At 69.3% G+C, this 24,951-nt stretch carries 28 protein-coding genes, 2 tRNA genes and 1 riboswitch; of the genes, 13 read left to right on the forward strand and 17 right to left on the reverse strand.

Annotation, left to right across the window (positions count from 1 at the left end; genetic code table 11):
* Positions 1-157: 157 nt before the first annotated feature.
* Entirely contained in the window at positions 158-1,720 is a 1,563-nt protein-coding gene (locus J4557_RS22420) for a site-specific integrase (protein ID WP_208268677.1), read from the forward strand.
* Here J4557_RS22420 and J4557_RS22425 read toward each other — a convergent pair.
* Both J4557_RS22425 and J4557_RS22430 read right to left on the reverse strand, forming a co-directional pair.
* A tRNA-Ser gene (locus J4557_RS22425) sits at positions 1,699-1,791 on the reverse strand. The genes J4557_RS22420 and J4557_RS22425 overlap by 22 nt on opposite strands.
* Before the next feature lie 152 nt (positions 1,792-1,943).
* Positions 1,944-2,375, reverse strand: a complete 432-nt coding sequence (locus J4557_RS22430) for a hypothetical protein (protein ID WP_208268678.1) — start codon at positions 2,373-2,375, stop codon at positions 1,944-1,946.
* Between the two features lie 193 nt (positions 2,376-2,568).
* Between J4557_RS22430 and J4557_RS22435 the strand changes: the two genes are divergently transcribed.
* Positions 2,569-2,641, forward strand: a tRNA-Arg gene (locus tag J4557_RS22435).
* 78 nt (positions 2,642-2,719) lie between these two features.
* On the opposite strand, the gene J4557_RS22440 is transcribed toward J4557_RS22435, so the two are convergent.
* The 10 genes from J4557_RS22440 to J4557_RS22485 form a co-directional block, all read right to left on the reverse strand.
* Positions 2,720-3,973 carry a tyrosine-type recombinase/integrase gene (locus J4557_RS22440; RefSeq protein WP_243776189.1) on the reverse strand — a complete coding sequence of 418 codons (1,254 nt, stop codon included), beginning with the start codon at positions 3,971-3,973 and terminating at the stop codon, positions 2,720-2,722.
* Positions 3,970-4,149, reverse strand: a complete 180-nt coding sequence (locus tag J4557_RS22445; RefSeq protein WP_208268679.1) for a helix-turn-helix domain-containing protein — start codon at positions 4,147-4,149, stop codon at positions 3,970-3,972. The genes J4557_RS22440 and J4557_RS22445 overlap by 4 nt, the downstream gene beginning before the upstream one ends.
* Positions 4,131-5,549, reverse strand: coding sequence for a replication initiator (locus tag J4557_RS22450; RefSeq protein ID WP_307800135.1), 1,419 nt, complete (start codon positions 5,547-5,549; stop codon positions 4,131-4,133). The genes J4557_RS22445 and J4557_RS22450 overlap by 19 nt, the downstream gene beginning before the upstream one ends.
* 98 nt (positions 5,550-5,647) lie before the next feature.
* Entirely contained in the window at positions 5,648-5,803 is a 156-nt protein-coding gene (locus J4557_RS22455; RefSeq protein WP_208268680.1) for a hypothetical protein, read from the reverse strand.
* Between the two features lie 258 nt (positions 5,804-6,061).
* Positions 6,062-6,922 carry a DUF2637 domain-containing protein gene (locus J4557_RS22460; RefSeq protein ID WP_208268681.1) on the reverse strand — a complete coding sequence of 287 codons (861 nt, stop codon included), beginning with the start codon at positions 6,920-6,922 and terminating at the stop codon, positions 6,062-6,064.
* Entirely contained in the window at positions 6,919-7,116 is a 198-nt protein-coding gene (locus J4557_RS22465) for a hypothetical protein (protein WP_208268682.1), read from the reverse strand. Before J4557_RS22465 ends, J4557_RS22460 begins: the two co-directional genes overlap by 4 nt.
* A gap of 171 nt (positions 7,117-7,287) precedes the next feature.
* Positions 7,288-8,628: an FtsK/SpoIIIE domain-containing protein gene (locus J4557_RS22470; RefSeq protein WP_208268683.1), complete on the reverse strand. Its 1,341-nt coding sequence runs from the start codon at positions 8,626-8,628 to the stop codon at positions 7,288-7,290.
* Positions 8,629-8,642: 14 nt separating this feature from the next.
* Entirely contained in the window at positions 8,643-9,017 is a 375-nt protein-coding gene (locus tag J4557_RS22475) for an SCO3933 family regulatory protein (protein ID WP_208268684.1), read from the reverse strand.
* Between the two features lie 316 nt (positions 9,018-9,333).
* Positions 9,334-10,536, reverse strand: a complete 1,203-nt coding sequence (locus J4557_RS22480) for a helix-turn-helix transcriptional regulator (RefSeq protein WP_208268685.1) — start codon at positions 10,534-10,536, stop codon at positions 9,334-9,336.
* Positions 10,533-10,841: a putative quinol monooxygenase gene (locus J4557_RS22485; protein ID WP_208268686.1), complete on the reverse strand. Its 309-nt coding sequence runs from the start codon at positions 10,839-10,841 to the stop codon at positions 10,533-10,535. The genes J4557_RS22480 and J4557_RS22485 overlap by 4 nt, the downstream gene beginning before the upstream one ends.
* Positions 10,842-11,028: 187 nt before the next feature.
* Between J4557_RS22485 and J4557_RS22490 the strand changes: the two genes are divergently transcribed.
* The 5 genes from J4557_RS22490 to J4557_RS22510 all read left to right on the forward strand — a co-directional run bounded on the left by J4557_RS22490 (position 11,029) and on the right by J4557_RS22510 (position 15,201).
* Positions 11,029-11,436: a hypothetical protein gene (locus J4557_RS22490; protein WP_208268687.1), complete on the forward strand. Its 408-nt coding sequence runs from the start codon at positions 11,029-11,031 to the stop codon at positions 11,434-11,436.
* On the forward strand, positions 11,433-11,825 hold the full coding sequence (locus J4557_RS22495) for a hypothetical protein (RefSeq protein ID WP_208268688.1): 393 nt from the start codon (positions 11,433-11,435) through the stop codon (positions 11,823-11,825). The genes J4557_RS22490 and J4557_RS22495 overlap by 4 nt, the downstream gene beginning before the upstream one ends.
* Before the next feature lie 1,301 nt (positions 11,826-13,126).
* Positions 13,127-13,465 (forward strand): hypothetical protein, encoded by a 339-nt coding sequence (locus J4557_RS22500; protein WP_208268689.1) that lies wholly within the window; start codon positions 13,127-13,129, stop codon positions 13,463-13,465.
* 515 nt (positions 13,466-13,980) lie between these two features.
* Positions 13,981-14,517: a hypothetical protein gene (locus tag J4557_RS22505; RefSeq protein ID WP_208268690.1), complete on the forward strand. Its 537-nt coding sequence runs from the start codon at positions 13,981-13,983 to the stop codon at positions 14,515-14,517.
* A 192-nt stretch (positions 14,518-14,709) separates the two neighbouring features.
* Positions 14,710-15,201 carry an SMI1/KNR4 family protein gene (locus tag J4557_RS22510; protein ID WP_243776190.1) on the forward strand — a complete coding sequence of 164 codons (492 nt, stop codon included), beginning with the start codon at positions 14,710-14,712 and terminating at the stop codon, positions 15,199-15,201.
* Between the two features lie 102 nt (positions 15,202-15,303).
* On the opposite strand, the gene J4557_RS22515 is transcribed toward J4557_RS22510, so the two are convergent.
* Both J4557_RS22515 and J4557_RS52215 read right to left on the reverse strand, forming a co-directional pair.
* Positions 15,304-15,774, reverse strand: coding sequence for a DUF4282 domain-containing protein (locus J4557_RS22515; RefSeq protein WP_344409225.1), 471 nt, complete (start codon positions 15,772-15,774; stop codon positions 15,304-15,306).
* A gap of 332 nt (positions 15,775-16,106) precedes the next feature.
* Positions 16,107-16,334 (reverse strand): site-specific integrase, encoded by a 228-nt coding sequence (locus tag J4557_RS52215; RefSeq protein ID WP_372442514.1) that lies wholly within the window; start codon positions 16,332-16,334, stop codon positions 16,107-16,109.
* Positions 16,335-16,632: 298 nt separating this feature from the next.
* On the opposite strand from J4557_RS52215, the gene J4557_RS22520 reads away from it, so the two are divergent.
* Together J4557_RS22520 and J4557_RS22525 are read left to right on the forward strand one after the other, a co-directional pair.
* Complete coding sequence (locus J4557_RS22520; RefSeq protein ID WP_208268692.1) at positions 16,633-17,076, forward strand: hypothetical protein; 444 nt, start codon at positions 16,633-16,635, stop codon at positions 17,074-17,076.
* 148 nt (positions 17,077-17,224) lie between these two features.
* Positions 17,225-17,692: a hypothetical protein gene (locus J4557_RS22525; protein WP_208268693.1), complete on the forward strand. Its 468-nt coding sequence runs from the start codon at positions 17,225-17,227 to the stop codon at positions 17,690-17,692.
* Here the strand turns inward: J4557_RS22525 and J4557_RS22530 are convergent.
* A complete protein-coding gene (locus tag J4557_RS22530; RefSeq protein WP_208268694.1) occupies positions 17,643-18,245 on the reverse strand; it encodes a TetR/AcrR family transcriptional regulator in 603 nt (200 codons plus the stop codon). The genes J4557_RS22525 and J4557_RS22530 overlap by 50 nt on opposite strands.
* A gap of 98 nt (positions 18,246-18,343) precedes the next feature.
* On the opposite strand from J4557_RS22530, the gene J4557_RS22535 reads away from it, so the two are divergent.
* Positions 18,344-19,246 carry an SDR family oxidoreductase gene (locus J4557_RS22535; RefSeq protein WP_208268695.1) on the forward strand — a complete coding sequence of 301 codons (903 nt, stop codon included), beginning with the start codon at positions 18,344-18,346 and terminating at the stop codon, positions 19,244-19,246.
* On the opposite strand, the gene J4557_RS22540 is transcribed toward J4557_RS22535, so the two are convergent.
* Entirely contained in the window at positions 19,243-19,557 is a 315-nt protein-coding gene (locus tag J4557_RS22540) for a hypothetical protein (protein ID WP_208268696.1), read from the reverse strand. The genes J4557_RS22535 and J4557_RS22540 overlap by 4 nt on opposite strands.
* 172 nt (positions 19,558-19,729) lie before the next feature.
* On the opposite strand from J4557_RS22540, the gene lepB reads away from it, so the two are divergent.
* The 3 genes from lepB (at position 19,730) to pabB (ending at position 24,364) form a co-directional block, all read left to right on the forward strand.
* On the forward strand, positions 19,730-20,644 hold the full coding sequence (gene lepB, locus J4557_RS22545; protein ID WP_208268697.1) for a signal peptidase I: 915 nt from the start codon (positions 19,730-19,732) through the stop codon (positions 20,642-20,644).
* A gap of 158 nt (positions 20,645-20,802) precedes the next feature.
* Positions 20,803-22,044, forward strand: a complete 1,242-nt coding sequence (locus J4557_RS22550) for an ion channel protein (RefSeq protein ID WP_307800136.1) — start codon at positions 20,803-20,805, stop codon at positions 22,042-22,044.
* A 39-nt stretch (positions 22,045-22,083) separates the two neighbouring features.
* Positions 22,084-22,165: riboswitch (ZMP/ZTP riboswitch) on the forward strand.
* A 24-nt stretch (positions 22,166-22,189) separates the two neighbouring features.
* A complete protein-coding gene (gene pabB, locus J4557_RS22555; RefSeq protein ID WP_208268698.1) occupies positions 22,190-24,364 on the forward strand; it encodes an aminodeoxychorismate synthase component I in 2,175 nt (724 codons plus the stop codon).
* Here pabB and J4557_RS22560 read toward each other — a convergent pair.
* On the reverse strand, positions 24,275-24,913 hold the full coding sequence (locus J4557_RS22560) for a helix-turn-helix domain-containing protein (RefSeq protein WP_208268699.1): 639 nt from the start codon (positions 24,911-24,913) through the stop codon (positions 24,275-24,277). The genes pabB and J4557_RS22560 overlap by 90 nt on opposite strands.
* Positions 24,914-24,951 lie beyond the last annotated feature (38 nt).

The following is a 24,951-nucleotide window of genomic DNA, read 5'->3' on the forward strand; positions in this document are numbered from 1 at the left end:
CTGGTCAACACAGATACTCGATGCCCGCGCAACCGAGCTTCGACAATTAAAAGCGCCATACAACGTACTCAAGTCCTTCAGTTGACGAGCTGATGCCGACCATGTTAACACTGAACGCGCAAGTGCGATCACACAGAGTCACAAAGGTGGTGATGTCGTGAAGGGGGCCGTTTTCAAACGATGCCGCTGCACGAACCCCAAAACCGGCAAGCGGTACGACACCAACTGTCCCGAGATCAAGAAGAAGGGCCACGGCACCTGGTGGTTCCGCTACGAGGCGCCCGCGTCGGTCGATGGGAAGCGGCGCAGGCCCCGCGTCGGGCCGTTCAAGAGGAAGGAGGACGCCGAGGAGGAGCTCATCAAGGAACTTGCGAAGATCGGGCTAGACGGCCAAGCGTCAGACCGTCAGATGACCGTCGCTCAGTGGCTCGATCGATGGCTGGCCGGCAAGGTCGACCTGAAGAGCTCCACTCTCGCGAGCTACCGGGAGGCGGTCGAGCTCTACCACAAACCAGCGCTCGGCCACCTGCGGCTGGTGGACCTTCGAGCCCATCACGCGAGCGAGCTGTACGCGGAGATGATGAAGATCAACCGGCCGGAGTTCGCGGGCGAGAAGTGCAGCGAGATGATGCGCCGCCTCATCGACGCCCGAGCTGACTCGTCGAAGCGGACCGGACCTGCGGGCGAGAGGCTGAAGAAGCACACAAGGCCCGTGTCACCCGCGCGGATCAAGCGCGTCCATGCGGTGCTCAGTTCCGCAATGGGCTCTGCGGCCAAGAAGAAGTATCTGCCGCACAACCCTGTCGAGCACGTCGAACTCCCCCGCGTGCCCAGGCGCAAGCCTCTCGTCTGGACAGCCGCGCGTATCGCTCGGTGGGAGCAGACGAGAAAGGCCCCCGCGGCGGTCATGGTCTGGACCCCGGAGCAGACCGGGGCCTTCCTCGATTACATCTACGAGTCGGAACGTCTGTACGCGATGTTCCACCTCGTCGCCCTGCGAGGGCTCCGCCGAGCAGAGGTCGCCGGACTCCCCTGGAGTGATGTCGATCTGGACGCAGGCATCCTCGCGGTCCGCGAAACGCGGCCCGACGACGACCTGGAGGTGGACGACACCAAGTCCGAAGCCGGCGACCGGACCATCACCCTCGACTCCACGACCGTCGACATCCTCCGCTCCTGGCGCACTCACCAGCGCTCGGAAAGGCTCGCCGCCGGACCAGCATGGGTCGACTCCGCGCTGGTCTTCACACGTCCGGACGGATCCCCGCTCCGGCCCGAGTGGATCTCCCAGCGCCTCGACCTGCTGCTCAAGCAGTACGAGGCCATCAGGCGACGGTATGCCGAGGATGGATGGGACCTGTCCCGCATCGCCAGGCAGCACCGCGTCAGCGAGGCGAAAGCCCGAGCAGCCATCGAAGGCGGTCCTCTGCCGCCCATCCGGCTCCACGACCTCCGGCACGGGGCGGCGACGCTGTCTCTCACCGCCGGGGTCGACATGAAGGTGGTGAGCGAGACGCTCGGGCACGCCCGGTCGGCGTTCACCGCCGACGTCTACGCCTCGGTGGTCCCGCAGGTCTTCAAGGCCGCCGCCGAGGCGTCAGCCGCGGTGGTCCCCCGCCGCTTCGGCCCCCCATCGGCCCCCCAAAGCAAAACCAGCGGCCCGCTCGACGCTCGTCACATCGAGAGAACCGCTGGTAGTGGCGGAGGATCGGGGATTTGAACCCCGGATGGGCGGTAAACCCAAACCGCATTAGCAGTGCGGCGCCATAGACCGGACTAGGCGAATCCTCCAGGAGCCATCAGGCTCAGGACAGGTTACCGGTTCAGCGCAGCAACCGGCAAAGTCTGGCCTGTGGCACTGAAGCATAGTGCGAACACGCCCTCCGGGCGACGAGGTCGCCGGACGATTCGCTCCCGGGGCCGCGGGAGCGAAGCGCCGCGGATCAGCCGATGTGGAAGCCGGTGTAGCCGCAGGCCTTGCCGAGGTCCTCGCCGTGCTGCTGCATCTGCGTGAAGTTGGGCGTGCCGCCGGACAGGTTGCCGGAGCTGAGCTTGCGGAGCGTGGCGGCGGTCTCGTCGAGGTCGCCGGCGAACGCGGTGGCGGCGGTCTCGACATCGCCGCCGGCGTTCTGGCCCTCGCTGCGGATCTTGGCGGCCGCGTCGGAGAACGTCTGGGCCGTCGACTCGGCGCCGCCGGAGCCGGTGGCCGAGCCGCCGCTCGAGGCGACGCTCTTCAACTCGGTCTCGATGTTCTTGCAGGCGGTCTTCTTCTTGCCGCCGCCGGTGATGGAATCCACCGGACCGCAGGCCGTGGAGCCGATCAGCAGGCCACCGATGGCCAGGGCGCCGACGAGCTTGGCGGCAGACATGCGCATGAACTTTCTCCTTCAGGGGGGTTTGGGACTTCGGGACGAGGGTAAACCGCGCTGGCCACATCCGTCTCGAATACCCCTTTGGCGTTATTCCGCCACAGACGGTTCCGTGACCCAGCTCACACTGCCCTCGGCGCCTCTTCGGCCGCCGATTCGCCGTCCGGTGCCGGGAGCCGGTACAGTTGGGTCCGAACGGGCACCCGTAGCTCAATGGATAGAGCATCTGACTACGGATCAGAAGGTTAGGGGTTCGAATCCCTTCGGGTGCGCCCAGGTCAGAGGCCCTTCGCGATCACCGCGAGGGGCCCCTTTGCTAACGGCCTTGCTAACAGCGTGGCTCCCAGGGACTACGCCGCGCCCTCCACTTGCTGAGCGAAGATCGCGGCTGCCTCCACGAGCTGCTCGCTGATCACGTGCGCGTAGACCCGCAGCGTGATGGACGGGTCGGCGTGGCCGAGGCGGGCCGCCACCACATGGACGGGAACGCCCGCCAGAAGCAGCGTCGTCGCGTGGATGTGCCGGAGGTCGTGAAGCCGCGCGTGGGGCAGCGGCTCAGCCGGAAGCATCCCGTCCTTCGGCTCGTTGTGCGCCTTGATCAGGGTCGTCATCAGGGACGTTGCCGTGTCCGGGTGGATCGGCTCGCCCCATCCAGTGGCGAACACGAAATCGTCCGTGACCTTGTCCGCACCCTTCCACGCCTCACCGACCTTGAGCTTGTCGGCGGCCTGGCGCTTGCGGTGCGCCTTGAGGACATCGACCGTGCCAGGGTCGATGCTGACGACGCGAGACCGGCCGCTCTTGGTCGTCCCCTCGATGCGTTCGCCGGCGATGAAGGCAGCCGAGCCCTTGATGTGGATCGAGGCGCCGTCAAGGTCGACGTCTCGCCACCGCAGATTGAGCAGCTCACCGCGCCGAGCCCCGGTGTAGGCGGCCAGGTGGAAGAACGCGGCCAGCCGATGCCGTCCAGCGACCTTGAGGAAGGCGCGCAGCTCAGCCGCCGTCCAGACCTTGCCAGGCTCTGGACGCCGCATCCTGGGCCGCTTCGCCCGCTCGACCGGGTTGGACGGAATGAGCTGGTCGACGAGGACGGCGTCACCGAACGCCTTGCGGAGCACCGCGTGCACGTAGGAAACGGTTCGGGGCGACAGACCGGCCCCCCTTCGGCCCCCCGTGGTGATGAGGTCGCGGTAGAGCTTGGTGATCTGGCCGGGCCGGACGGCTTGGAGGCGCAGGCCGCCGATGTTGGGCTTGACGTGGCGATCGATGAGGTGGCGGTAGTCCGCGAGGGTCTTGGGCTTGACCTCGACCGCATGGGCTTCAAGCCACTCGTCGAGGTAATCGGCCACGGTGACGGCGTTGCGGTCGATGTACTCGCCGCGCCGTGCCCTGACGCGTGCCTCGTCGCGGGCTTCTTTGGCGGCGGCCTCGGTGGGAAAGCCGCCGACCCACTTGGGCTTGGAGATGCCTGTCTCCGGATCCGTGACGCGGATGACGTAGGACCAGGTTCTTCCGCGCTTCATGATCCCGTCGCGGAGCTTGGGCTTGTTCCTGCCGGGCCTGCGCGGCTCTTCCGGGTTGGCGAGAGCGGTCTTGGTCATCATGCAGCCTCTTTCATCAGAGTCTCGATGTAGGCGTTGAGAGCGTTGAGAGGAATGCGGCGAGAGCCGTCGATGCGGATGGAGCGGATCGCGCCAGAGGCGAGCAGCTCGTAGAGCTTGCTGCGCGAGATCGAGAGCGCTTTGGCGGCCTCCGGGACGGTCAGCAGGAGCTTGGACACGCGGAACTCCGTTCATCGGTGACGAGAGCTGGCAGCGGCTTGCCAGTGAGGGCAGCGGTGAGGAGTGCTTCGCCGGGCGTCATGCCTTGCCCGAGGTAGCGCCAGTGGGCGACGACGAGGACCTGGTCGTCGTCGAAGGGGAGGCGCCCGGTGGTGATCTCGTCGTGTTCGCGCTGGTTGTGCTCGATACGAGCCGCGCGGAGGCGCCCGAGGGTGGTCGAGTAGCGGCGGGATTTGGTGGAGAAGTGGCCGCGGAAGCCGAGCATGTGAGCCCACTCGGCCAGCCGCAGCCCCGCGTACTCCTCCAGGGCACTCAAGCGGAGGCATTCGGCGATGAGCCGCCGGGCGTGTGCCGAGACGGGTAGGTCGGCGAGGTCGTCGGTTGCCCGCACTCGGCGGTCGAGGGTGCCGACGCATTCGGCGGCTTTGGTGGCGTACTTGGCGATGTAGCCCGCCACGGCGTTATCGGTCAGGTCCCCGGTGGTGGTGATCGGCCGGACGTCGACCTGGGAGCCCCACGCGTGCGTCATGGCCGGGACGTCGCCCGCCGCTGGAGTCGACACCCGAACCGCGCTCGCCGAGTGGTCGACGGCCGCCTTGAGGAGCTCGTGTGTCGCCCAGGCGGGCGGGGCCGTGTCGGGGCCGCCGGGTCCGTCGAGGCGGATGACGGCGTGAAAGTGCACCAGTCCGCGCCGCTGGTATTCGGCGACCTTGGCGAAGGAGACGGTGAGCACCTCGCGCAGTTCGCGGACGAGCAGGCCCGCCGACCGGGCGACGTACCGGCGGAAGGCCAGGGTGAACCGTCGCCATAGTTCGGGTGCGTGTGCGTTCCAGAGCACGGCGCCGGTGTAGTCGAAGCAGTCGGGGCAGATGGGTTGCCCGAGTCGAGGGTCATCGGCGGAGTGCCGGACGGTGCACGACACCGGCCGCCCATGCTGGCAGCTCCCGCCGTTGCGTCGGGGATGGCAGGACACGACGGCGCCGCCGGCCCCGGTGCGGCGGGAGTGCACCGGCCCGAACGAGGGCGCGGTGAGGGTGACGCACGCCGCCGGATGCTGGGTGACCGTGTCCGGGACGCCTTTGCCGCCGACCAGGCCGGCGCGGACGAGTTGGTAGGTGTCGGCGCGGTAGATCTCGGCGCAGGCCGGGCAGCGCGACGCACGTCGAGTCTTGCACGCCACCCGCAACGCTCCGCCCGGTTCACGTGCGGTCGAGTAGCGGTGCAGGACGGCGCCGGTCGTGGGGTCGATGTGGTCGACGCCACCGCGTAGGTGGATGGGTTGGGCGCATCCGCCCGTGGTGTGGGCGCGGTGTGCCCAGGCGCGGAAGTCGGGCCGGTTGAAGCGTTCGGCCATGTCGCGCGCGGCGATCGTGGAGACGTGTGGAGCGGCGTGCGGCACGATGGACGGGTCTCCTCATCCGTTCAGGCGGTTGGCGGGGATGGCCCCGGCGTGGCTGTGTGTGCTTGGCGGCTTGTGCGGCCACGCCGGGGGCGGAGCTAGAATGCGGTCACGAAGCGCGAGAGCGCGTCGGCCAGCAACGCCAAGCCGCTGAAGATGGCCTGGACGGCATGCGCGGCGTTGGCGGGGTGGTTGAGGGCGAACAGGGCCAGGACGAGCCAGAAGGCGGCGAAGCCGCAGCGGCGCAGGAACATCGAGGCATCCCCCTCAGAGCGTGTGGCCGTGGCCGTCGCAGTCAGGACAGGTCGACCCGTCGGAGGCGACCCCGCCCCCGCCACAGGTGGCACACGCCCAGCGCCGCACCATCGAGAGGTGCGGCCGGTCATCCCGGTCGGCCCGTGCCCGGAGGCCGGCGATGGTCTGGTGACGGGTGAGCAAGGCCCCCAGTGCGACCGAAGCGGTCCGGCCGGTGGGGTTCGTGTGAGCGGTCATGGTGCGATGCCTCCAGGCGGTCAGGCGACGGGTGCGGGCTCGGTGCGGATCTGGCGGAGGAGGTCAGAGGCGAGTTGGTTGGACACTCCGAGGCGGGCACGCAGCGCGTCACGAGTGATCGGCCGCCCCTCCCGGTCCTCGTGTTCGGAGGCGACGCGGCGCGCGAAGTCGACCAGCGGGGCCGCTGCAGTCGGAACCGGATCGGACGAGGCAGCCGCGGACCCGTTCATGGCCGGGACAGGGATTGCGGTCTGCCCGTCTCGCGCGTCCTGGCTGCCAGCCATTCCCGGGGGCCGGTCGTCCGGAATTGGTCGAGCGGCCGGGGCGGCTTCAATGTTCTGAGGACGGCCGTCCTCCCACACCACCCACGGCGAGGACGGCGACGAGGCCGAGGACGGGACGGCGGACGAGGGCGACCTGTCCGAGGATGAACGGCCCACTGCGTCCGGGGTGGCCGCCCCATCCGAGACGAGAGCGGACGAGCCTCGCTGAGCCGCAGGCGCGGCCTTGCGCCGTTCGAGCATGGAGACTGCGACCAGAAAGCCCAGGGCCGGGGTGCCTGCGGTAATCCAGCCCCACACCGACCGGTCCGCCTGTGCCAAGTTCGCGGCCAGGGACAGCAGGACGCCGCCGACGAGGACAAGCGTCGGCCACGACAGCCGCCCCGTCTGACGCCCAGTGCGCTTGTCCCGTTGCCGCTCCCCCGCCGCCATGACGCAGGTCAGGTCAATGCACACGGCGATGGCCCAGGCCATCCACCCTTGCTGGCCGTGGTCGGTGGCGGTGTCGCGGATGTGGGTGAACGACCCGGCCGCCGCGATCCCAGCCAGAACGACCACCGGCCCGGAGTCCGCGACTACACCGACGACGCGCCGGGTCATGCGGCCCGCCGGGTGTCGACGAGCGCGAGCAGCGCGACGATTTCGGCATCGCAGCGGTGGGCGTCGGCCCAGTCATCGACCTCGCCAGCGCGAGACGAGGCGAACGACTCGGCGCACCACTGGCACCGAGCGACGTGCAGGGACAGAAACTCGTCCCACTCGACGCCGACCGGCCACACGTCCCACAACGACACCGGGGACGGCGAGGACGGGGCGGGGACGACAGCGAACCGAGGACGAGGACGAAGGACACGGATGCGAGCGGCCATCAGGAACCTCCAGAGGCGGTTTCGGGCAAGGACCAGGTAGGGACGCGGCGTGATCAGGGCTCACGCCGAGCCGCAGGGAAGAGAGAGACCGGGCGGTTATGCGGCCGGACGAAGCACCGGGACGGAGCCGATGAGGGTCTTCCAGTCCGGGGCCAAGTGCGCGTACTCGCGCGCAGCTTGTTCGGCCTCCTGCTCGGGGACGTAGACCGAGCGAGCGCGGTGCCAGGCGCCGTCTTGGCCGGCGACGATGCACACGCCCGGAGTCTCGGCAGGGATCGCGCGGGCGGCGTCCAGAGCGGCCGGGTCGAGATCGCCGAGCGTCATGTTCGCGGTCTCGGGGTCGTTGACCCGATGGCACACCCGCCCGGAGAGCTGCGCACGCAGAGCGGTGACGCCGGGTCCCAGGTCGGAGCCGATGCGCTGCCCGCACACGATCAGGTAGACCGCGAACGCCCGGCCGAGCTGCGCGACCCGCAGGAGTGAGGTTGCGGTCTTGGAGACCTCGTCTTTCTCGGACTTGTCGGCCATCAGGAACAGCTCGGCGACCTCGTCCACTAGGACCACGACTGGCACCGGCCGCAGGTCCTCAGGCAGCGTCCACACGTTGCGGGCGCCATGCGCGCGACACAGGGCCATGCGGTTCTCGACCTCCCCGACGAGGTCAGAGAGCAGGTCGACGGACTCTTTGCGAGTCGAGGCCAGCGCCGACAACCGAGGCGCGTACGGGGTGAACTCGACCCCGCCCTTGAGATCGAAGCCCACCAGCGCGACCGGTTGAGGTGCGAGGTCGCGAATGATGGCGTTGGCCAGGTTGGACTTGCCGGATTGTGTCGCCCCGGCGTTGAGCCAGTGCGGGACGATGCGGAAGTCCATCACCCAGTCGGCGCCGTTCTCCAGCTTCCCCGGCCGGACCCGCAGCAGCTCGACCGGTGCGGGCGGCACGATGACCTCGGTGAGCGGGTCACGCATGGTCGCCCACAGCGTCACGAACCCCGGCCGCACGTCGACCACCCGCACCGAGTGCACGCGCCAGGCGTGCGCGATTCCTTCCGCCGCCTTCTCGTAGTCCGCCGGTACCTGCCCATCATGCAGCCGCAGGCGCATCCGCCACCCGAGCCGAGTCGGGCGCAGGATGCCCAGGCGGGGAGAGCGCTCGACGTCGACCCGCCGCACCCGCCGCTTCTGCCGCACCACGGTCTCGCTCGCCCGAGCCGCGGGACCGAGCACCGGGACCGCATCGAAGGTGAGGCGGAACCTGCGCCGGTTGCGAGTCAGCTTGCAACCGGACGCGACGTGATGCCACGTCAGGTAGACCAGCGCGGCCCGCACTGGGAAGCCGACGCCGTACCAGAAGGACACCGGATGCCACCGGCGCCAGGCCCAGAGCCCGGCCGCCGCAGCGGCCGAGACTCCGAGCACCAGGTAGAAGTCAGTCATGACCGGGCCGCCGCTCAGGCCACGTCCGCCGCAGCGGACGACGAGCCCGGAGCGCCCGGCACCGCGACTGGACCGGCCACCGCGATCCGCGACGCCCGGTAGGCGACACCCCACCGCTTCTGACCGCCGATGACCTGCTCCCACGGAAACGCCACCAGCCCGACCGGCGTCACGATCTGCCCGATGCTCACGTCCTGGTCGCCGGGCACCGAGACGTTCACCAGCTCGACCCGCCCCATGGCGTCCGCCGCCGACAGCCCGACCGTGAACACCGTCTTGCCGTCCCGGTCCACCTTCACTTCGCCCGTGTCCTGGTTGACGAGCTTGGGACGCGGCGCGGACACGCACACGAAGGTGAGAGCGGAGACGTCGACAGGAATGCTGCGCATGCTGAATACACCTCTCGTCCGCCTGCTGAGCAGGCGTTACGGATACGTGGGAGCACGCACGCCATCAAGACGGACGAGGTAGCATCGAAGCGCCAACTAGGGTGCTAACCGCATCCGGCCTGGGCGGGTCTCCCGCTCAGGCCACTTTCATGTGTGGCCTGTCTCGCCGTTCAAGAGCGGCCTTCCGCCCCTGAAACACGAAGAGCGTTCGTGTTGGGCCTTCACCTCCTGTTAGGAGTGCTCCAGCGTCAACACGAACGCTACCCCGTACTCAGGGTATCTACTAGTACTTCAAGTACTAGGACACGTACTTTTTCTACGCGCCCACCCGATCGGCTAGTTCTCGCAGGTCAGACGAGGGTGAATCCTGCATGGTCAGCAGGTCGGACACGACCTGGCGCACGATTCGGTGGTTCCGTATCTGCTCCGGAGTGATCGACTCGGCGTCCAGCAGCGCGGCAACGGCCTCGTCGACTTGGCGCCGCTGGGCGTGCGCGCGCGCCATGTCGATCTGGAGGCGTGCCCGCCGCTCGCCCGACAGCGTCGAGGCATCCACCTCGGCCCCCACGCGCAGCGCATGACCGGCGTCGCCCAACTCGACCGCCACCGCGACCTCGTGAAGCGCGACGTTCGCCGGCCCGAACTCGGTGTTGTAGTCGTTGCGTCCATCCCCGAGCCGCTCGGCGACCTCGCGCGCCCGCGCCAGGTGCTCGTATGCGGCGTCAGCTTGATTCAGCCGGGACGCGGTCACGGCCCGTTGCAGCGTCAGGCCACCCCACAGTGACGTGGCCTCAGGCTTGCCCTGGTCGACGAGGAACCACAGTGCCTCGGCAGCGGTCCGGGCGTTCTCTTCCGCCTGGTCGAACTGCCGAGCGCCGAGGAACACGAAGCCGAGCCGGAAAGCCCCGGCCGCCATCATCAGGGGATCACCCGCGCGCTCGGCGGCCACGATCGCCCGGTCAGCGGCGATCCACGCCGCTTCCGGTTCACCGAGCTTGGACAGCGCGGCCGAGCAAGCTTGATAGGTCACCGCCAGCAGATCGAACAGCTCTGCCCGCCGCTCCTCGGGCGCCGACCGCACAGCGGACTCAAGCGCGGGGACCAGCCCCCGCAGCAGGTCCGCCAACTCGACGTACTGGCTCTCATGCGCCAGTTCCCAAGCACGATCCACCCGTGGCTTGATCTCCGCCGTCGTGGGGACGGGCGCCGAATGAAGCATGGCCCGCAACGAATGCGCACCGGACAAAACCAGGCGCAGCCCGGCCGAGCCCGGCATCTCCTCAGTCGTCGCAGCGACTACCGGCGCCTCAGCCGCCAACTCCGAGAGCGGAAGCTCCAGCACCTCGGCCACCCGCTCCAACACCGACATGCGGTCGACCTTGCGGACGCCACGTTCAACCTGCGACACCCAGGCAACCGACCGGTCGATCAGCCGCGCTAACTCGGCTTGAGAGAGTCCGCGCCGCTTGCGCTCCTGGGCGATCCGACGTCCCAGAGCCCTCTGATACTCGTTGCTCACCCGTCAGTTCCCTTGCCCGTCTGGAGGTCCAGCCAGTCGACCTCCACCGAGGCCAGCAGCTCGTCACGGGCGCCGAGGAAACGCCGCGTGTGCGTCTGCTCCTCGTGGGCGTCGAAGGCGGCCCGGTCCCGATAGAGCTCATAGAACATCCGCTGGAGCGGTTGCCCGTCGACCTTGTGCACCGCGTAGACGAGCGTGCCCGGTTCGTCGGTCCTGATCTTGTCGACCGTCTCTGACACCAGTTGATCGAACGCTCTCGCGCTCTGCTCGTCCTTGCAGGTGAACCGCACGACCAAGCCGAACATCGGCACCCTCCTCCATCGCTCACTACGAGACCAGTACTTATTGTGCGGCGCAAGTACACGAAGTGACTTGTACTTGAAGTACTGTACCCATACTTTAAGTATCAGTCACGGAGTCTCGCTCTGACCTGCAAGATCACCGTGCGACGGCCCAACCGACCTCAACCGAGGACCGCCCGAAGGGATCCTGATGTCTGTTCGACCGGACGCCCCCAGGCAAGGCACAGCGGAGCCGAGCCCGCGCCCGCCCGGAAGTCAACGGGAGTGGAGAGACGCGGCCCTGGCGCTGGTCGCCGCGCTCGACCAGCGCGGCCTGGTGGCGAGCCCGTACGGACACGGCGCCGTCCGGGCCACCAACCCAGACGGGGAACCAGACCCCGACAACCCGCTCGGCCAGTTGATGCACCCTGGCATGCGGCAGGAGGTCAGGTGCCGCCCGTACGGCCCCGCCGGCGAGCTGTGGTGGCACTGGGTCTGGTCTGGCCCGACCCGCGACGCCGAGCCCGAACTCGAACCCCTCTGCCCACTCTGGGAAGCCGACGTGGCCGCCGACCGCATCCACCGCGTCCTCGCCCTCATCGAGACGAGCGACCGATGACCGGCAGCCCACCTCTCACCCTGCGGCTATGGAGCCGTCGAACCCGGCGCTTCCTCCGCTGGTTCGGCACACGCGACCGCAAGGACCGCCTCACCATGTGGCACCTGGACCGCCTCGCCCACGCACTCGCCATGAACGGATGGCGAATCAAGCGACGCTTCAACGTCTCCCCGGCAACGCTTCGCGTCAGCCCCGCCAAGCACTCGCCGGCGGCCGCGGAACTCACCGCCATCCACTTTGGCGTGTGGGTCTACGTCACCCGCAGCAGCCCACTCCCCATCCCATGCGCCGACCTGGCAGGCGCAGTCGCCGAGGTCGAACACATCCTGTCCGAGCAGCTCGACACCCCGGACTCGACAAAGGCCCCGCCGCATGGACGCCAGCACTGACCGGCAGCGGGCCGCCCGGAGCCTCGCCCACCAGTTCCAAGGCGTCCACGCCTGGTACGGCGAGCACACCCACGAGTGGTGGGCGATGGTTTCCCTCCCAGGAGGCCCACGCCTCCTATCAGCCGCTGACCCGGGGCAACTGCGCCAAGCCATAGCCAACGCCCAGGCATGGCCATGGCGCCAAACCTGAACAGCCCCAACCACCACCGAACAACCAGGCCCCTGGAGCCGTGCCTCCTCAGGAGCACCGGCCCAGGGGCCTACTCACGCCCGCAATCTCCAGATCAGCAGGGCCCGCCCAGCTCGGATGAGAACTTTCTCTACGTTTTCAAGGGCGCCCGCTTCGCGGTCGCCGGCGGCCGCCCGCCCCGGCGCGCCGGGCGTGCGGGCCTGTTCCGTCCGGTCCCGCCGCGCCGCGTCGCCCGTCCGCCCACATGCAATCCTGGCGACATGACCGAAACCTCACGAGTGACGTTCTTGCGGCCGAAACTAGGCCCACGGGATTGGTTACGCGCTTACCGCCTCTTCATCGATGGCGCCCCCCACGGAAAAATCAAGCGAGGCCAAGAGGTCAGTGTTGACATCGCCCCAGGACCGCATGAGGTTGAGGCCCGCATCGACTGGACAGGCAGCCCTCGACTGACTTTTACTGCGTCTCCGGGGGCAGACACTCGCATACGTGTTGAGCCAGGAGGCAACCCTTTCCTGACCTTATGGCACGCCAGGAAACGGACGGGGTATCTCAGGATCACTCCTCTGCCGCCCGGGAGCTGAGCGAGCGCGCACCAGGGGCTGCACCGCACCCTGGACCCCCGCGAGCCGGGGTGCTCGGTCGGGCGAAAAACGGCCTGTCACACCCCGGACTGGCTTGCGAAAGCTGAGGGCTGAGTGTGTCAGGGAACAAACCGTGACCATGACTCTCATGGTTGTGAGGGGATACGTCAAGACAGAGCTAAGTGTTTACCTCTAAGATCATCTGGCGGCAGGTCGTGCACCCTTGCGAGGGAGGACTCATGGCAGGACAGCGGGTCTCGATCACTCTTGTTCTGACGGCGTTGCTCCTTGCTGGCTGTGGAGCAGGTGGGTCTACCTCGGGCAAGAGTTCACCGAAACTCCCCAGCGCACGAGAGCAGCCTAGGTCTGTCACTGCCTCGCCATCGAAGACGCCGGACACAGTGTCGGCGGCAGGGCCGGTCCTGGCGTTCGGGGGCGACTTCCCGTTCACGGTGCAAGGGGTCCAGGTTGCTGCCGGGCCTACCTACGGAGAGGAGGTGGCCCCAGCGGGTCAGCAGTTTGTTGATGTGACGCTGGAGATCAAGGGGCAACTCACGGACCGTCCTACGGTCGGGCCAAATCCTGACCTCTTCTTCGAGTGGTCAGCTTGCAAGCATACGGTTATCGGTTGTTTGGCAAAGCTGGAGCGCAAGACCAAATATCTGACATACGCCGAGAATGCCGCGTCAGAGGACGGGAATCTGCCACCGGCAAGCTATGGTGAACTCCTTGCCCCAGGTACGGCCTATGTCGCCGATTTCATCGGCCAGGTGCCTCAAAGTGTTCCAGTCGACTCATTGAAGATCTGTCCTGTCCAATCGGGCAACTGTATACCCACGCGGGAGTTGTGGCACCCACAAGGCTGATCGCAGCAAAAGGTCTTCGCGACTAGCGCCAGCACACGTCTGGCACGTTGTAGCTGAAGTGGATGGTGGCAGCGCTTCGGCCGTATGCGCTGGGGTGTTTGCTAACGCGGGCGTTAACGGCGGGTCTCGAAGAGGCTGGACGATCTTGGCCAAAGCGGCACTGGGGAGGTCGCAGAGCTGGTCAGCAGACGGATCCTCGACGAATGTGGATCTTGTTCGTGAGACTCGTAATGAATCGCTCTGCAACTCAGCCCTACGATCGCCACAGCGTGGTAGAGCTGGTTGCGTGGTTGGGGGCGATCGCTGCCGCGCGGCTTCCGGTGCTCGGGCCGTGGCCGGCCCTGCGCTCCGGGTCCGCTTGCCCTCGGATGATCGGGGTGCGGTCGCTGTTCCGAGAAGGCTGAGGACGCACAGCTCGGCCCCTACGGCGGCGTGCATTTAGCATGCAATCAGGCAGGGTGATCAGGAGGCAGTCACGGTCACTTGCGGTAAGAGCGAAGGCCAGGTCAGCCGCTATGACGGCCCGGATCGGTTTGATTCCCAAGCTGACAGCGTGGGTTCGCTTCCGTCGCCCGCTTCGGCATGCCTGGGGGCAGGCCAGGTTCTTGTACCGGAACGTCCTGGCAATCGGACAGTATGAAGCGATGCCCTTGGATCAGCCGGTGCCCCGCATGCTGAAGGTTGTGGACACTGCCGTACTGGTCACGCTGGAGGAGATTGCACTCCGGCTGAGCCTCTCCCAGCGACTTCCCGCTGCATGGGTGGTCGAGAACACCGCCCCCGAAGGACGCCACTACCTGTGGCCGGCTTTCTGGCACAGGCTGTCCCACCGCCCCGACATCCCCGACCACTTGCGGTGCGAGTTGCTGCTACAGCTTCGTACCGGGGACCAAGTGAGGAGCCTGCTGGACGTACTCCCGGTGGATTTCGACCCACTTGCGAACGTGACGTCACACGACGAAGGGCAACGGGTCGGCTACCTGCTGAACACGGAGCTCTCGGTGAGGGAATGGGACCTGCGCAGGGGCGAGGGCGCATCCGGTTCCGAGTGAACCCTTGCGATTGCTAACGGTGGTGCTACCAGCAAGAGTTGATGATCTTGGGCGGGTGCGGACCTGCGGGACGTCGCGAGGCTAGTCAGGGGACCTGTGGAGACATCCCTGGACGTCCTTGATCTTGCTTGTAACAGACGGCAGTTGGTGGAGCGGGGCCGGCCGCGGAGGCGGACACGTAGAATCCGCGCCATGGCCCCGTTCGGAGATGTCAAAGCCTCGTTCTGGGGGACTGGAGACCATGGTGTTCAGCCGCCCTTGGTGACGGGGGCGATCGAGGAGGCCGAAGGCCTGCTTGAGGTGAGGCTTCCCCCGGCTCTGCTTGATCTCCTAAGGGTCCAGAACGGTGGTCCCGTGGCTGACGCTTGGAATGCCTTCCCGACTGACCAGCCCAACTCATGGAGTCCCACTCATGTCCCCTTGGCCGAACTGTTCGGGATCGGTCGCCGTGAAGGCACGTTGTCTCTCCTCGACACCCCGTACTTGGTCCAGGAGTGGGACTTGCCGTCCCCAACCGTCCTCTTGTCAGGTGATGGGCACTACTGGATAGCGCTGGACTACCGCGCAAACGGACGACAGGGTGAGCCGTCTGTCGCCTGGATCGATGCCGATCTAGAAACCGCACTCTGGCTCGCGGCAGACTTCCGATCGTTCGTCCAGGGGCTCGTCCCTGCTGCCAGCTAGCTCGGTGTGCCGAATGCGGGAGTTCAGCGGCCTGGGAGAGAAAGCGTAGGCCGGGGAGTTCGGCGGTGGGACTGTAATTCCGTCGGCTTGCTGAGGCTGAGGTCACGGTGCTGATGCGCCGCTTCCGGTGCTCGGGCCGTGGCCGGCCCTGTGCCCCGGGTCGGCTTGTCCTCGGACTGTGGTCGTGCTGGCCGTTGCCCAGTCCGGGTTATGCGCGAAGGTATGCGGCGCGAAGGCTGTGGAATCTTGGGGGATGGCCGTCTGGGGTTGGGAGGGCCATGCGTGTTGGAAGCGGGTGAGGGTCCACTCGCAGGCGATGCGGACTGTGAGCAGGGTGACCAGGCCCGCGCCGAGGACGATGGGTGCTGCCAGCCAGAGTGCGACGCCCATCCAGGTGGCCAGCGACCAGACCCAGAGCAGGCCGAAGATGATTCCGAAGCCGACCATGACGAGGGCGCCGAGGTAGATCCAGCGGACCAGGAGCGGAGTCACTGCGCGTTCGAACTTCACGTCGACCAGGGCAGCGAACAGGCCGGGGCGGTGTGGAGCGTGGTTGTACTCGTCTGGCGGCATCACGAGGTCAGCGGATCGCAGGGCGTACGGGGCGGTCAAACACCTTGGAGTTGGGCTGAGCGTGTCTACCTCGTGGCTTTGCTTCGGCGCGACGGTTCGTCGGGCGGCTGTGCGCTGGGGGAGGTCCGGTGCTAACGGAGGTGCTAACAGCGAGGCTGGATGATCTTGGACGGGGGTGGACGGGCGGGGTGTTGCGGTGCTGGTCAGGGGAGCTTTGGGGACTGCGCTGGACGGCCTTGATCTTGCTACGGATCAGAAGGTTAGGGGTTCGAATCCCTTCGGGTGCGCCCAGGTCAGAGGCCCTTCGCGATCACCGCGAGGGGCCTCTTGCGTTAGCACGGGAGCCACGTTGGGAGCCACGGCAGGACGAGCGTCCGGCGTGACTTGGGCGTCTTCAACTCCCCCACCACCAGCCGTGTCTTCCGTCCGCTCGCCTTGTCGCGGTCTTTGATCCGCTTCACGGAGTGCGTCAGCCGAACCGTTCCGGCGTCCCAGTCGACAGCCGCCCAATGCAGGCCGAGAACCTCCCCACGGCGCAGGCCGTATGCCAGCGCGAGCATGATGGCAACGTCGAAGCGGTGGCCGAATCGAGGAGCGCTTTGGCCTGGTCGATGGTCAGCGTTCGGCCTTCGCCACTACTTGAGGAGCTGCCCAGAGAGCAGCGGCGTTGCGCGGGAGGGTGCCTCCCGGCTCCCCCTGGGTGAGAGCCTTCCGGGGGACCGTCCTGCTGTAGCCCGGAGCTTCTCCGCCGGTATGCGGCCGGGCGGAGACCTTCTTCTCGTCGTGGCCCAGGTGGATCACGCCACCGGGTCGCGCCGGTAGGCTCGCGCAGCCCCCCAATGCGTACAGCGGAGCGTTATGCGAGTCGAGGATGCACAGCAGCAGTTGCTCGCGTGCCTGCAAGAGGCGGGCCAAGAGCCGTGTCGACTCGACCCGCCGCCAGCGTGGAGAGCATTCGGCCGCTTCATGCGTCACCCGGTAGAGGCCGAGGAAGACGCCCTGCTGTACGAGTACGGCACCTTCTCCTTCAGAGGGCCACGACGCTTCACCCTCAGCTTCTGCCGACAGTTCGACGTCGACGAGGACGGCGCGCCGGCTCTCATCCAACTGCGCTGCGAGATCGAATACGAGCCGACACCTGCGCTCGAAGCCCTGGGTGCACACAATCAATGGTGGTCCGGCGCGGAGGGGGAGCCGTCGCTCGCCGTAATGCTGGACGAGATCGACCGCAGGCCGGAATGGCAGGTCATCAGCGCACACCGGCCGGTCGGCAGCTCGGTGTATCAGGAGCGTCCCTGCTGATCCTCGGCTCCTGAGGGCTCGGTTTCATTCGGCCGAGGTTCGTCCGGCGGGGATCCCGCGGCACCCGTCATCGAAGAGCGCCCCGCCCCAGGGGCTCATGTTCGGGGAGGAACCGGGGGGCGGGGGCGGGCGTCTCAGCGGGGTGAGCGTGGCGACGACGGTTCTGCCGTTGGCCGGGGTGGCTCTCGGTTCGGCCGGGACGCTGGTCGGTCAGTACATCTCCACACGCGTGGACGCGCGGCGGGCGCGGTTCGAGCGGGACAGCGCGGAACGGGCGGAGCGCAAGGAGGCGCTCATGGAGTTCCTGTCCGCGGCCCAGCAGGTGGAACTGTGCCTGGACCGCCTCTCCATGGGGGAGGTGATCGAGGATGCCGAGAAGTGGCGGCATCTGCACGCGCTCTGGCTCGCCAAGAAGGTTCCGGAACTGGTGTGCAGCCCTTCGCTGGCCCAGGCGGCTCACGACTACACGGCGGCCCTCCACGCGTTGCTTCGGGGGATGGACGCGCCGGCCAAGCGTGAGCTCCGGTTCGCGTTCATGGAGGCCGCGAGGGTGGAGCTCGGTGTGGCTAGCGAGCCGTTGAGGAGGGATCCTCCGGCGGTGGCGTCCGGCCCGTAGCCGAGAGGGCGCGCAGGTCGTCGAAGGCCTGGAGGAGATGGGCGTCCAGGCTCTGCGAGGGGTCGTCGATCCAGGCCTGGGCGGCGTGGTGGAAGGCGGCCCAGCCGGTCTGGGCGGCGAGGGCGGCCAGCCGGTCGGGGACGCCGCGCCGGCGCAGGGCGCCCGCCAGGGCGTCGGTGAGCGAGGCGGCCTTCGCCAGTTCCCGTTCGCGGAGCGTGGGCGTCGCGGCGATGATCTCCAGCCGGGGTTCGGAGAACGGGCGGTTCTCCTCGAGGACGCGTCCGGCCGTGCGGAAGGTGCCGAGCAGGACGTCGAGCGGTTCCAGGCCGGCGGGCGCCTCGGCCACCGCCTGGATCAGCGCGTCGCGCAGGTCGGCCTCGCCGTCGAAGAGCACTTCGCGCTTGTCGGGGAAGTGCCGGAAGAACGTGCGCTCGTTGACGCCGGCGCGGGCGGCGATCTCGGCCGCGGTGGTCCGGTCGTAGCCGCGTTCCCGGTACAGCTCCAGGGCCGCCTGGCGAAGGCGGCGGCGCGCTTCTGCTCCACTCCGTGGCACCCGTCGAGACTACCCCATATGTCAGTGACTGGCGTTACGTGTAGAGTCAGTGACTGGCGCTAAGAAGCGCCAGTCACTGGCGTTATGAGGGAGTTGCCATGCACGTCTTCGTCACGGGCGGTTCGGGTCTGACCGGACCGGCCGTCGTCGCCGAGCTCATCGCGGCCGGTCACAGCGTCACCGGGCTGGCGCGTTCGGACGCGGCGGCGGCGCGCCTGGAGTCGCTGGGCGCCGTGCCGCACCGGGGTTCCCTGGACGATCTCGACAGCCTGCGCCGCGGCGCCGAAGCCGCCGACGGCGTCCTGCACATGGCGTTCGGCGGCGACTTCGCCGACCCCGACGGCATGATCAGGCGCGACCGGACCGCGATCGAGACGCTCGGCCGGGCGCTCGGCGGCTCGGGCAGGCCGTTCGTCAGCACCTCGGGCACGCTGGTCATGCCCGCCGGACGGGTGGGCACCGAGCAGGACGAGCCCGATCCGTCCGGGATCGCCGGCTTCCGGCTCCCGGGCGAGCGGGCCTGCCTGGGCTTCGCCGCCGAGGGGGTGCGCTCGAGCGTGGTCCGGCTCGCCCCGACCGTCCACGGGCCCGGCGACTACGGGTTCATCGGCATGCTCGTCGACACCGCGCGGAAGACCGGTGTGTCGGCCTATGTCGGGGACGGGGGCAACCGGTGGCCCGCGGTGCATCGGCTCGACGCGGCGGTCCTGTTCCGCCTGGCGCTGGAGAAGGCGCCTGCGGGGAGCGTGCTGCACGGGGCGGCGGAAACCGGCGTGACGTTGAGGAGCGTCGCGGAGACGATCGCGCGTGGTCTGGGGCTGCCTGCGGTCTCACTGTCCCCGGACGAGGCCGCCGCGCATTTCCCGAGCCCGTTCATGGCCGTCGTCTACGGCTGCGACGCGCCCGTCTCCGCGTCGTCCACGCGGGAGCTGCTCGGCTGGACGCCCGTCCATCCGACCCTGCTCGACGACCTGGAGCACGGCGACTACCTCAAGGACTAGCGCGCCCGCGAGCGGCGCCGCTCCACCACGGCCGCCGCCAGGAACAGCGCCACCGTCACCCCGACGGCCACCTGTCCCGGACGCTTGACCTGGTCCCTGGCCTCGCCGCACCGGACGTCGCGCTGGAGATCGACCTCGCCGGTCGGATCGTTCCTCGACGGATGCTCGTCGCTGGGCGTCCGGGAGAACCACACCGACCCGCAGCTCTCCTTCTCGACGCCCACCCGGATGTGCGTCGGCCAGAGGCCGAGAACGGCCACAACGAGCAGCGAGCAGAATCCCAGCACGACGAGGAGGCGCGGAAGAGACATAGAGGCATCATGGATCACTCTCCGCCGCCGAGACAGGGGCCCGAACCGGGCCATCACTAATCCCCGGGTTTCGGACAGGGGTGCCGGCGGAGGGCGGCTCTTCATGAGGAGATGGGGCGCGGCGACAGTAGGATCCCGGCTTGGACGGAAGGCGCGAGGCGATCGGAGAGACATGCATCCCAGCTCTGACGGCGCGGCGCCCCGCGAGGAGGACCTCGACGGGTCCGCACCCGCAGACGAGGACTCGGAGCGGCCGTCCGGCGGAGCGGGCACCGGGACGGACGGCGAACGGCCCGACGACGCGCCGGAACCGGAGAAGAGGAAGAAGAAGGGGTCGTTCTGGAAGGAACTGCCCGTCCTCATCGTCGTCGCCGTGGTCCTCGCCCTCGTGGTGAAGACGTTCCTGGTGCAGGCCTTCTACATCCCGTCGGGATCCATGCAGAACACGCTGGAGATCGGCGACCGGGTCCTCGTCAACAAGATCGTTTACCACACGCGCGACGTCAAGCGCGGCGACATCGTGGTGTTCAACGGGATGGACTCGTGGGACCCCGAGGTGACGTACACGACGCCGAAGAACCCGGTGGCGCGGTTCTTCCGGTGGGTCGGCGGCGCGTTCGGGGTGGCCCCCGGCGAGAAGGACTACATCAAGCGGGTCATCGGCGTGCCGGGCGACCACGTGAAGTGCTGCGACGCGCAGGGCCGCGTGACCGTCAACGGGGTGGCCCTGGACGAGCGGTCGTACCTCTACACCGATCCGGTAACGCACGAGCGGAACAAGCCGTCCGAGCAGCCGTTCGACGTGACGGTGAAGCCGGGGACCCTGTGGGTCATGGGCGACCACCGGGAGCTGTCCGCGGATTCGCGCGCGCATCGGAGCGACCCCGGCGGCGGCGCGATCCCGAGGGACCGGGTCATCGGCCGCGCCTTCGTCGTCGTGTGGCCGCTGAACCGGATGAAGATGCTCCCCATCCCCGGCACTTTCGATCAGGCCATCGGCGGTCTAGCGCCGGCCACGCCGTTCGCGCTCGGACTGGCGGCCGCGACGCCGGTCGTCCTGCTGCGGCGCCGCTCGCGGAAGGGCTGAGGATCGGGGCGCCCGGACGGAACGCAGCGGGCCCTCCCCCGCGGGGCGGTCGCCGCGCGGGGGTCGTCGCGGGAATTTGACCAGGGGTTTCCGCGCAGCGCGATCCCCGCGGGTACGGCGGTGGAAGATCGATCGCGTCGGCTCCGGGGGGAGGGCGGGTGGCCGAGACCACCGCGACCAAGCCTTCCGCGCTGCTGGCGCTGTCGCTTCCCGCGCTGCTGATCGGCGTGGTGTCGAGCCTGCTCCTGCTCGGCGTGAGCACCGTCGCCGGGGCGTTGCAGAAGTCCGTCTGGGACCGGCTGCCGCACGCCCTCGGCATCGGCGGGGAGCCCGCCTGGTGGACGTTCGTGATCCTCACCCTGACGGGCGTCGCGGTGGGGCTCACCGTCTGGAAGGTGCCGGGCCACGCGGGACCCGACCCCGCCACCGAGGGGCTGGTCGGGCCGCCGATGCCCGCACCCGTCGTCCCGAGCCTGCTGCTCGCCACCGTGCTCGCCCTCGCGGGCGGCGTCAGCCTCGGCCCGGAGAACCCGATCACCGCGGTCAACATCGCGCTGGCGTTCGCGCTCGGGCGGCGCTTCCTGCCCGCGGTCCCGGGCGAGGCGTGGGGGGGACTCGCGGCGGCCGGGACGATCGGCGCGCTGTTCGGCACCCCGGTCGCCGCCGCGCTCATCCTGTCGGAGACGGCGACGGGCAAGGACGGCAACCCCCTGTGGGACCGCCTGGTCGCACCGCTCGTCGCGGCCGGCGCCGGGTCGCTCACCACCGTCGCGCTCGCCGCGCCGGTGCTGGCGGTGGACGTCCCCCGCTACCCCGGCTTCAAGGTCGCCGATCTCGTCAGCGGCTCGGTCATCGCGCTCGCGGCGTGCGCGCTCGGCATGGTGCTGGTGTACGCGTTCCCGCACGTCCACGGGCTCTTCCACCGGCTGCCCGGCCCGGTCGCCGCGCTCGCGGCCGGCGGGGCGGTGCTCGGCGTGCTCGGCGCTATCGGCGGCCGGATCACCCTGTTCAAGGGCCTGGACGAGATGAAGACCCTCACCGAGCACGCATCGTCCCACTCGACGGGCGGGCTGCTGCTGATCGTCGCGGTGAAGCCGGCCGCGCTGCTGGTCGCCGCGTCGTGCGGGTTCCGCGGCGGGCGGATCTTCCCGTCGGTGTTCACGGGCGTGGCGATCGGGCTGCTCGCGAACCGGCTGGTGGACGCCGTCCCGGCGGCCCTCGCGGTCAGCGCCGGGGTGCTCGGCATGCTCGTCGCCATCACCCGGCTGGGCTGGCTGAGCCTGTTCGTGGCGGTCGGCGTCGTCGACGACATCAAGCTGCTGCCGCTGCTGTGCGTCGTCATCCTGCCGCCGTGGCTGCTGGCGGTCGGACGCCCTCCGATGCTCGTCGAGAAGGACTGAGGCGCCGGCCGTCGGCGGTGCCCGCGCCCGGTTACAGTGTGGGCGGGCCGTGACTGGCGCCTAGGGTGGAGCACCACCGGGGAGCGGCCCGACACGGCCGCCGTGCGCCTGGGCGATCCATGACGACGCCCGGGAGCGGTCGCCGATGCGGACACTTCTGATCGACAACTACGACTCGTTCACGTTCAACCTGTACCAGCTGCTGGGCGAGGTGAACGGGCGGCCGCCGACGGTCGTCCGCAACGACGCCGACTGGTCGCTGCTGTCCCCCGCCGACTTCGACAACGTCGTCATCTCCCCCGGGCCGGGGCGTCCCGACCGCGACCGCGACGTCGGCATCGGCGGCCGGGTGATCGACGACTGGTCGCTGCCGCTGCTCGGCGTGTGCCTGGGGCACCAGGGCATCTGCCACCGGCTCGGCGGCAAGGTCGAGCACGCGCCGGAACCCGTGCACGGGCGCGTCTCCCAGGTCGTCCACACCGGGGAGGGGCTCTTCGCGGGGCTGCCGTCGCCGCTGCCCGTCGTCCGGTACCACTCGCTGGCCGTCACGGCGCTGCCGGACGAGCTGGAGGCCGTCGCGTGGTCGGAGGACGGCGTCCTGATGGGGGTGCGGCACCGGTCGGCGCCGATCTGGGGCATCCAGTTCCATCCGGAGTCCGTCCGGACCGGCCACGGCCGCGAACTGCTGGCCAACTTCCGCGACCTCACGCGCGCCCACCACGGCGCGGGGCCCTACCGGCTCCACGTCCACCGGCTGGCGGCGGCGCCCGACGCCGAGGCGGCCTACCGGACGGTGTTCGCCGGACGTCCCGGCGCGTTCTGGCTGGACAGCGGCACGCACGCGGAGGGGACGTCGCGGTTCACGATGATGGGCGACGGCGACGGCCCGCTCGGCGAGCTGGTGACGTACCGGGTCGGGGAGCGGCGCGTCCGGGTGGCCGGGCACGGCACCGTGTCCGAGCAGGCCGCCGGCTCGTTCTTCGACTACCTGGAACGGGAGGTGACCCGGCGGGCGCTGCCCGACGACGGCGATCTCCCGTTCGGGTTCCGCCTGGGCTACGTCGGCTACCTCGGGTACGAGCTGAAGGCCGAGACGGGCGGCACCGCCGCGCACGCCTCGCCCACCCCGGACGCCGCGATGGTGTTCGCCGACCGGGCGCTGGTCATCGACCACGCGGAGGGCGAGTCCTACCTGCTGCGCCTCAGCCGCCTGGCCCGCGACCCGGAGGTGGACGCGTGGTTCGCCGCGACCGCCGAGCGCGTCCGGGGCCTCCCGTCCGGGCCGGAGGCGCCGGCTCCGCCGCTGACGGGGCCGCTGACCGGGCCGCTGACCGGCGACGGGACGGCGGAGCCGCACGTCGAGCTGCACCACGACCGGGAGGCGTACCTCGGGCTGGTCGCCGAGTGCCTGGACGAGATCCGCGACGGGGAGTCGTACGAGATCTGCCTGTCCAACACCGCGACCGCGCGCACCGCCGTCGACCCCGCCGCCACGTTCGCGCACCTCCGGCGGGTCAGCCCCGTCCCGTACGGCGCGCTGCTCGCCTTCCCCGGGGTCGCGGTGCTCAGCGCCTCACCGGAGCAGTTCCTGGCGGTGACCTCCGAGGGGCTGGTGCGGTCGAAGCCGATCAAGGGCACCCGGCCGCGCGGCGCCACCCCGGAACGGGACGCCGCCCTCCGCGGCGAGCTGGCGGGCAGCGAGAAGGACCGCGCCGAGAACCTCATGATCGTGGACCTCGTCCGCAACGACCTGAACACCGTCTGCGCCGTCGGCTCCGTGCGCGTCCCGCGGCTGTTCGACGTCGAGTCGTTCGCGCCCGTCCACCACCTGGTGTCCACGGTCGAGGGCAGGCTCCGCGACGGGGTGACGGCCGTCGGGTGCGCGCGCGCCGCGTTCCCGCCGGGGTCGATGACCGGCGCGCCGAAGGTCCGCACGATGGAGATCATCGACCGGCTGGAGGGGCGGGCCCGCGGCGTCTACTCCGGGGCGCTCGGCTGGTTCTCCCTCGGCGGCGCGTGTGAGCTGAGCGTCGTCAACCGGACGATCGTCGCCACGCCCGGCGGCGCCTCCTTCAACGTGGGCGGCGCGGTCGTCGCGCTGTCCGACCCGGAGGAGGAGTTCGCCGAGACCCTGGTGAAGGCCCGCGCGATGATCGCCGCCATCGCCGCGTCGGCGCCCCCCGCGACGGGGACGCCCGCGACGGGGACGGCAGCGTCGGGTACAGAGCCGTCACCGGTCGGCGTCGCGGGAGCGCGGCCGGGCGCGGATGTGGACGCGCTCGCCCTGGCGGCCGAACAGGTTGAGGACCTCCACCGGTGAGTCGCCGGCGGGGCCGAACCAGTGCGGCAGGCGAGTGTCGAACTCGGCGGCCTCGCCCGGCCCCATGACGAGGTCGTGGTCGGCCAGGATAAGCCGCAGCCGCCCGGACAGGACGTACAGCCACTCGTAGCCCTCGTGCGTGCACGGGTCGGGGGTGTTCTGGTCGGCCGGGATGATCGACTTCCATGCCTGGAGCGGGCCCGGGTGCGGGGTCAGCGGGATCACCGTGCGGCCGTTGCGGACGACGGGCTTGGCGCGCACGCGCGGGTCGCCGACCTGCGGCGCCCCGACCAGCTCGTCCAGCGGCACCTGATGGGCCTGCGCGATCGGCAGCAGCAGTTCGAGGCTCGGTCGGCGCCGGCCCGTCTCCAGCCTGGACAGCGTGCTCTTGGAGATGCCGGTGGCCTCGGACAGCGCCGCGAGGCTCACGCCGCGCTGGGTGCGGACGCGTTTGAGGCGGGGGCCGACCTGGGCCAGCGTGTCGGCGATCGCGGCCGCCGGGGCCGGGGCGTCCGGTGCGGGCGCAGGAGGCAGGGGGTCCTCGGTCATCTCCCCATTCCACCTCTCGCGTCCCAGAAATGGCAACG

It is taken from the genome of Actinomadura nitritigenes, assembly GCF_017573545.1.
Lineage (GTDB): Bacteria > Actinomycetota > Actinomycetes > Streptosporangiales > Streptosporangiaceae > Spirillospora > Spirillospora nitritigenes.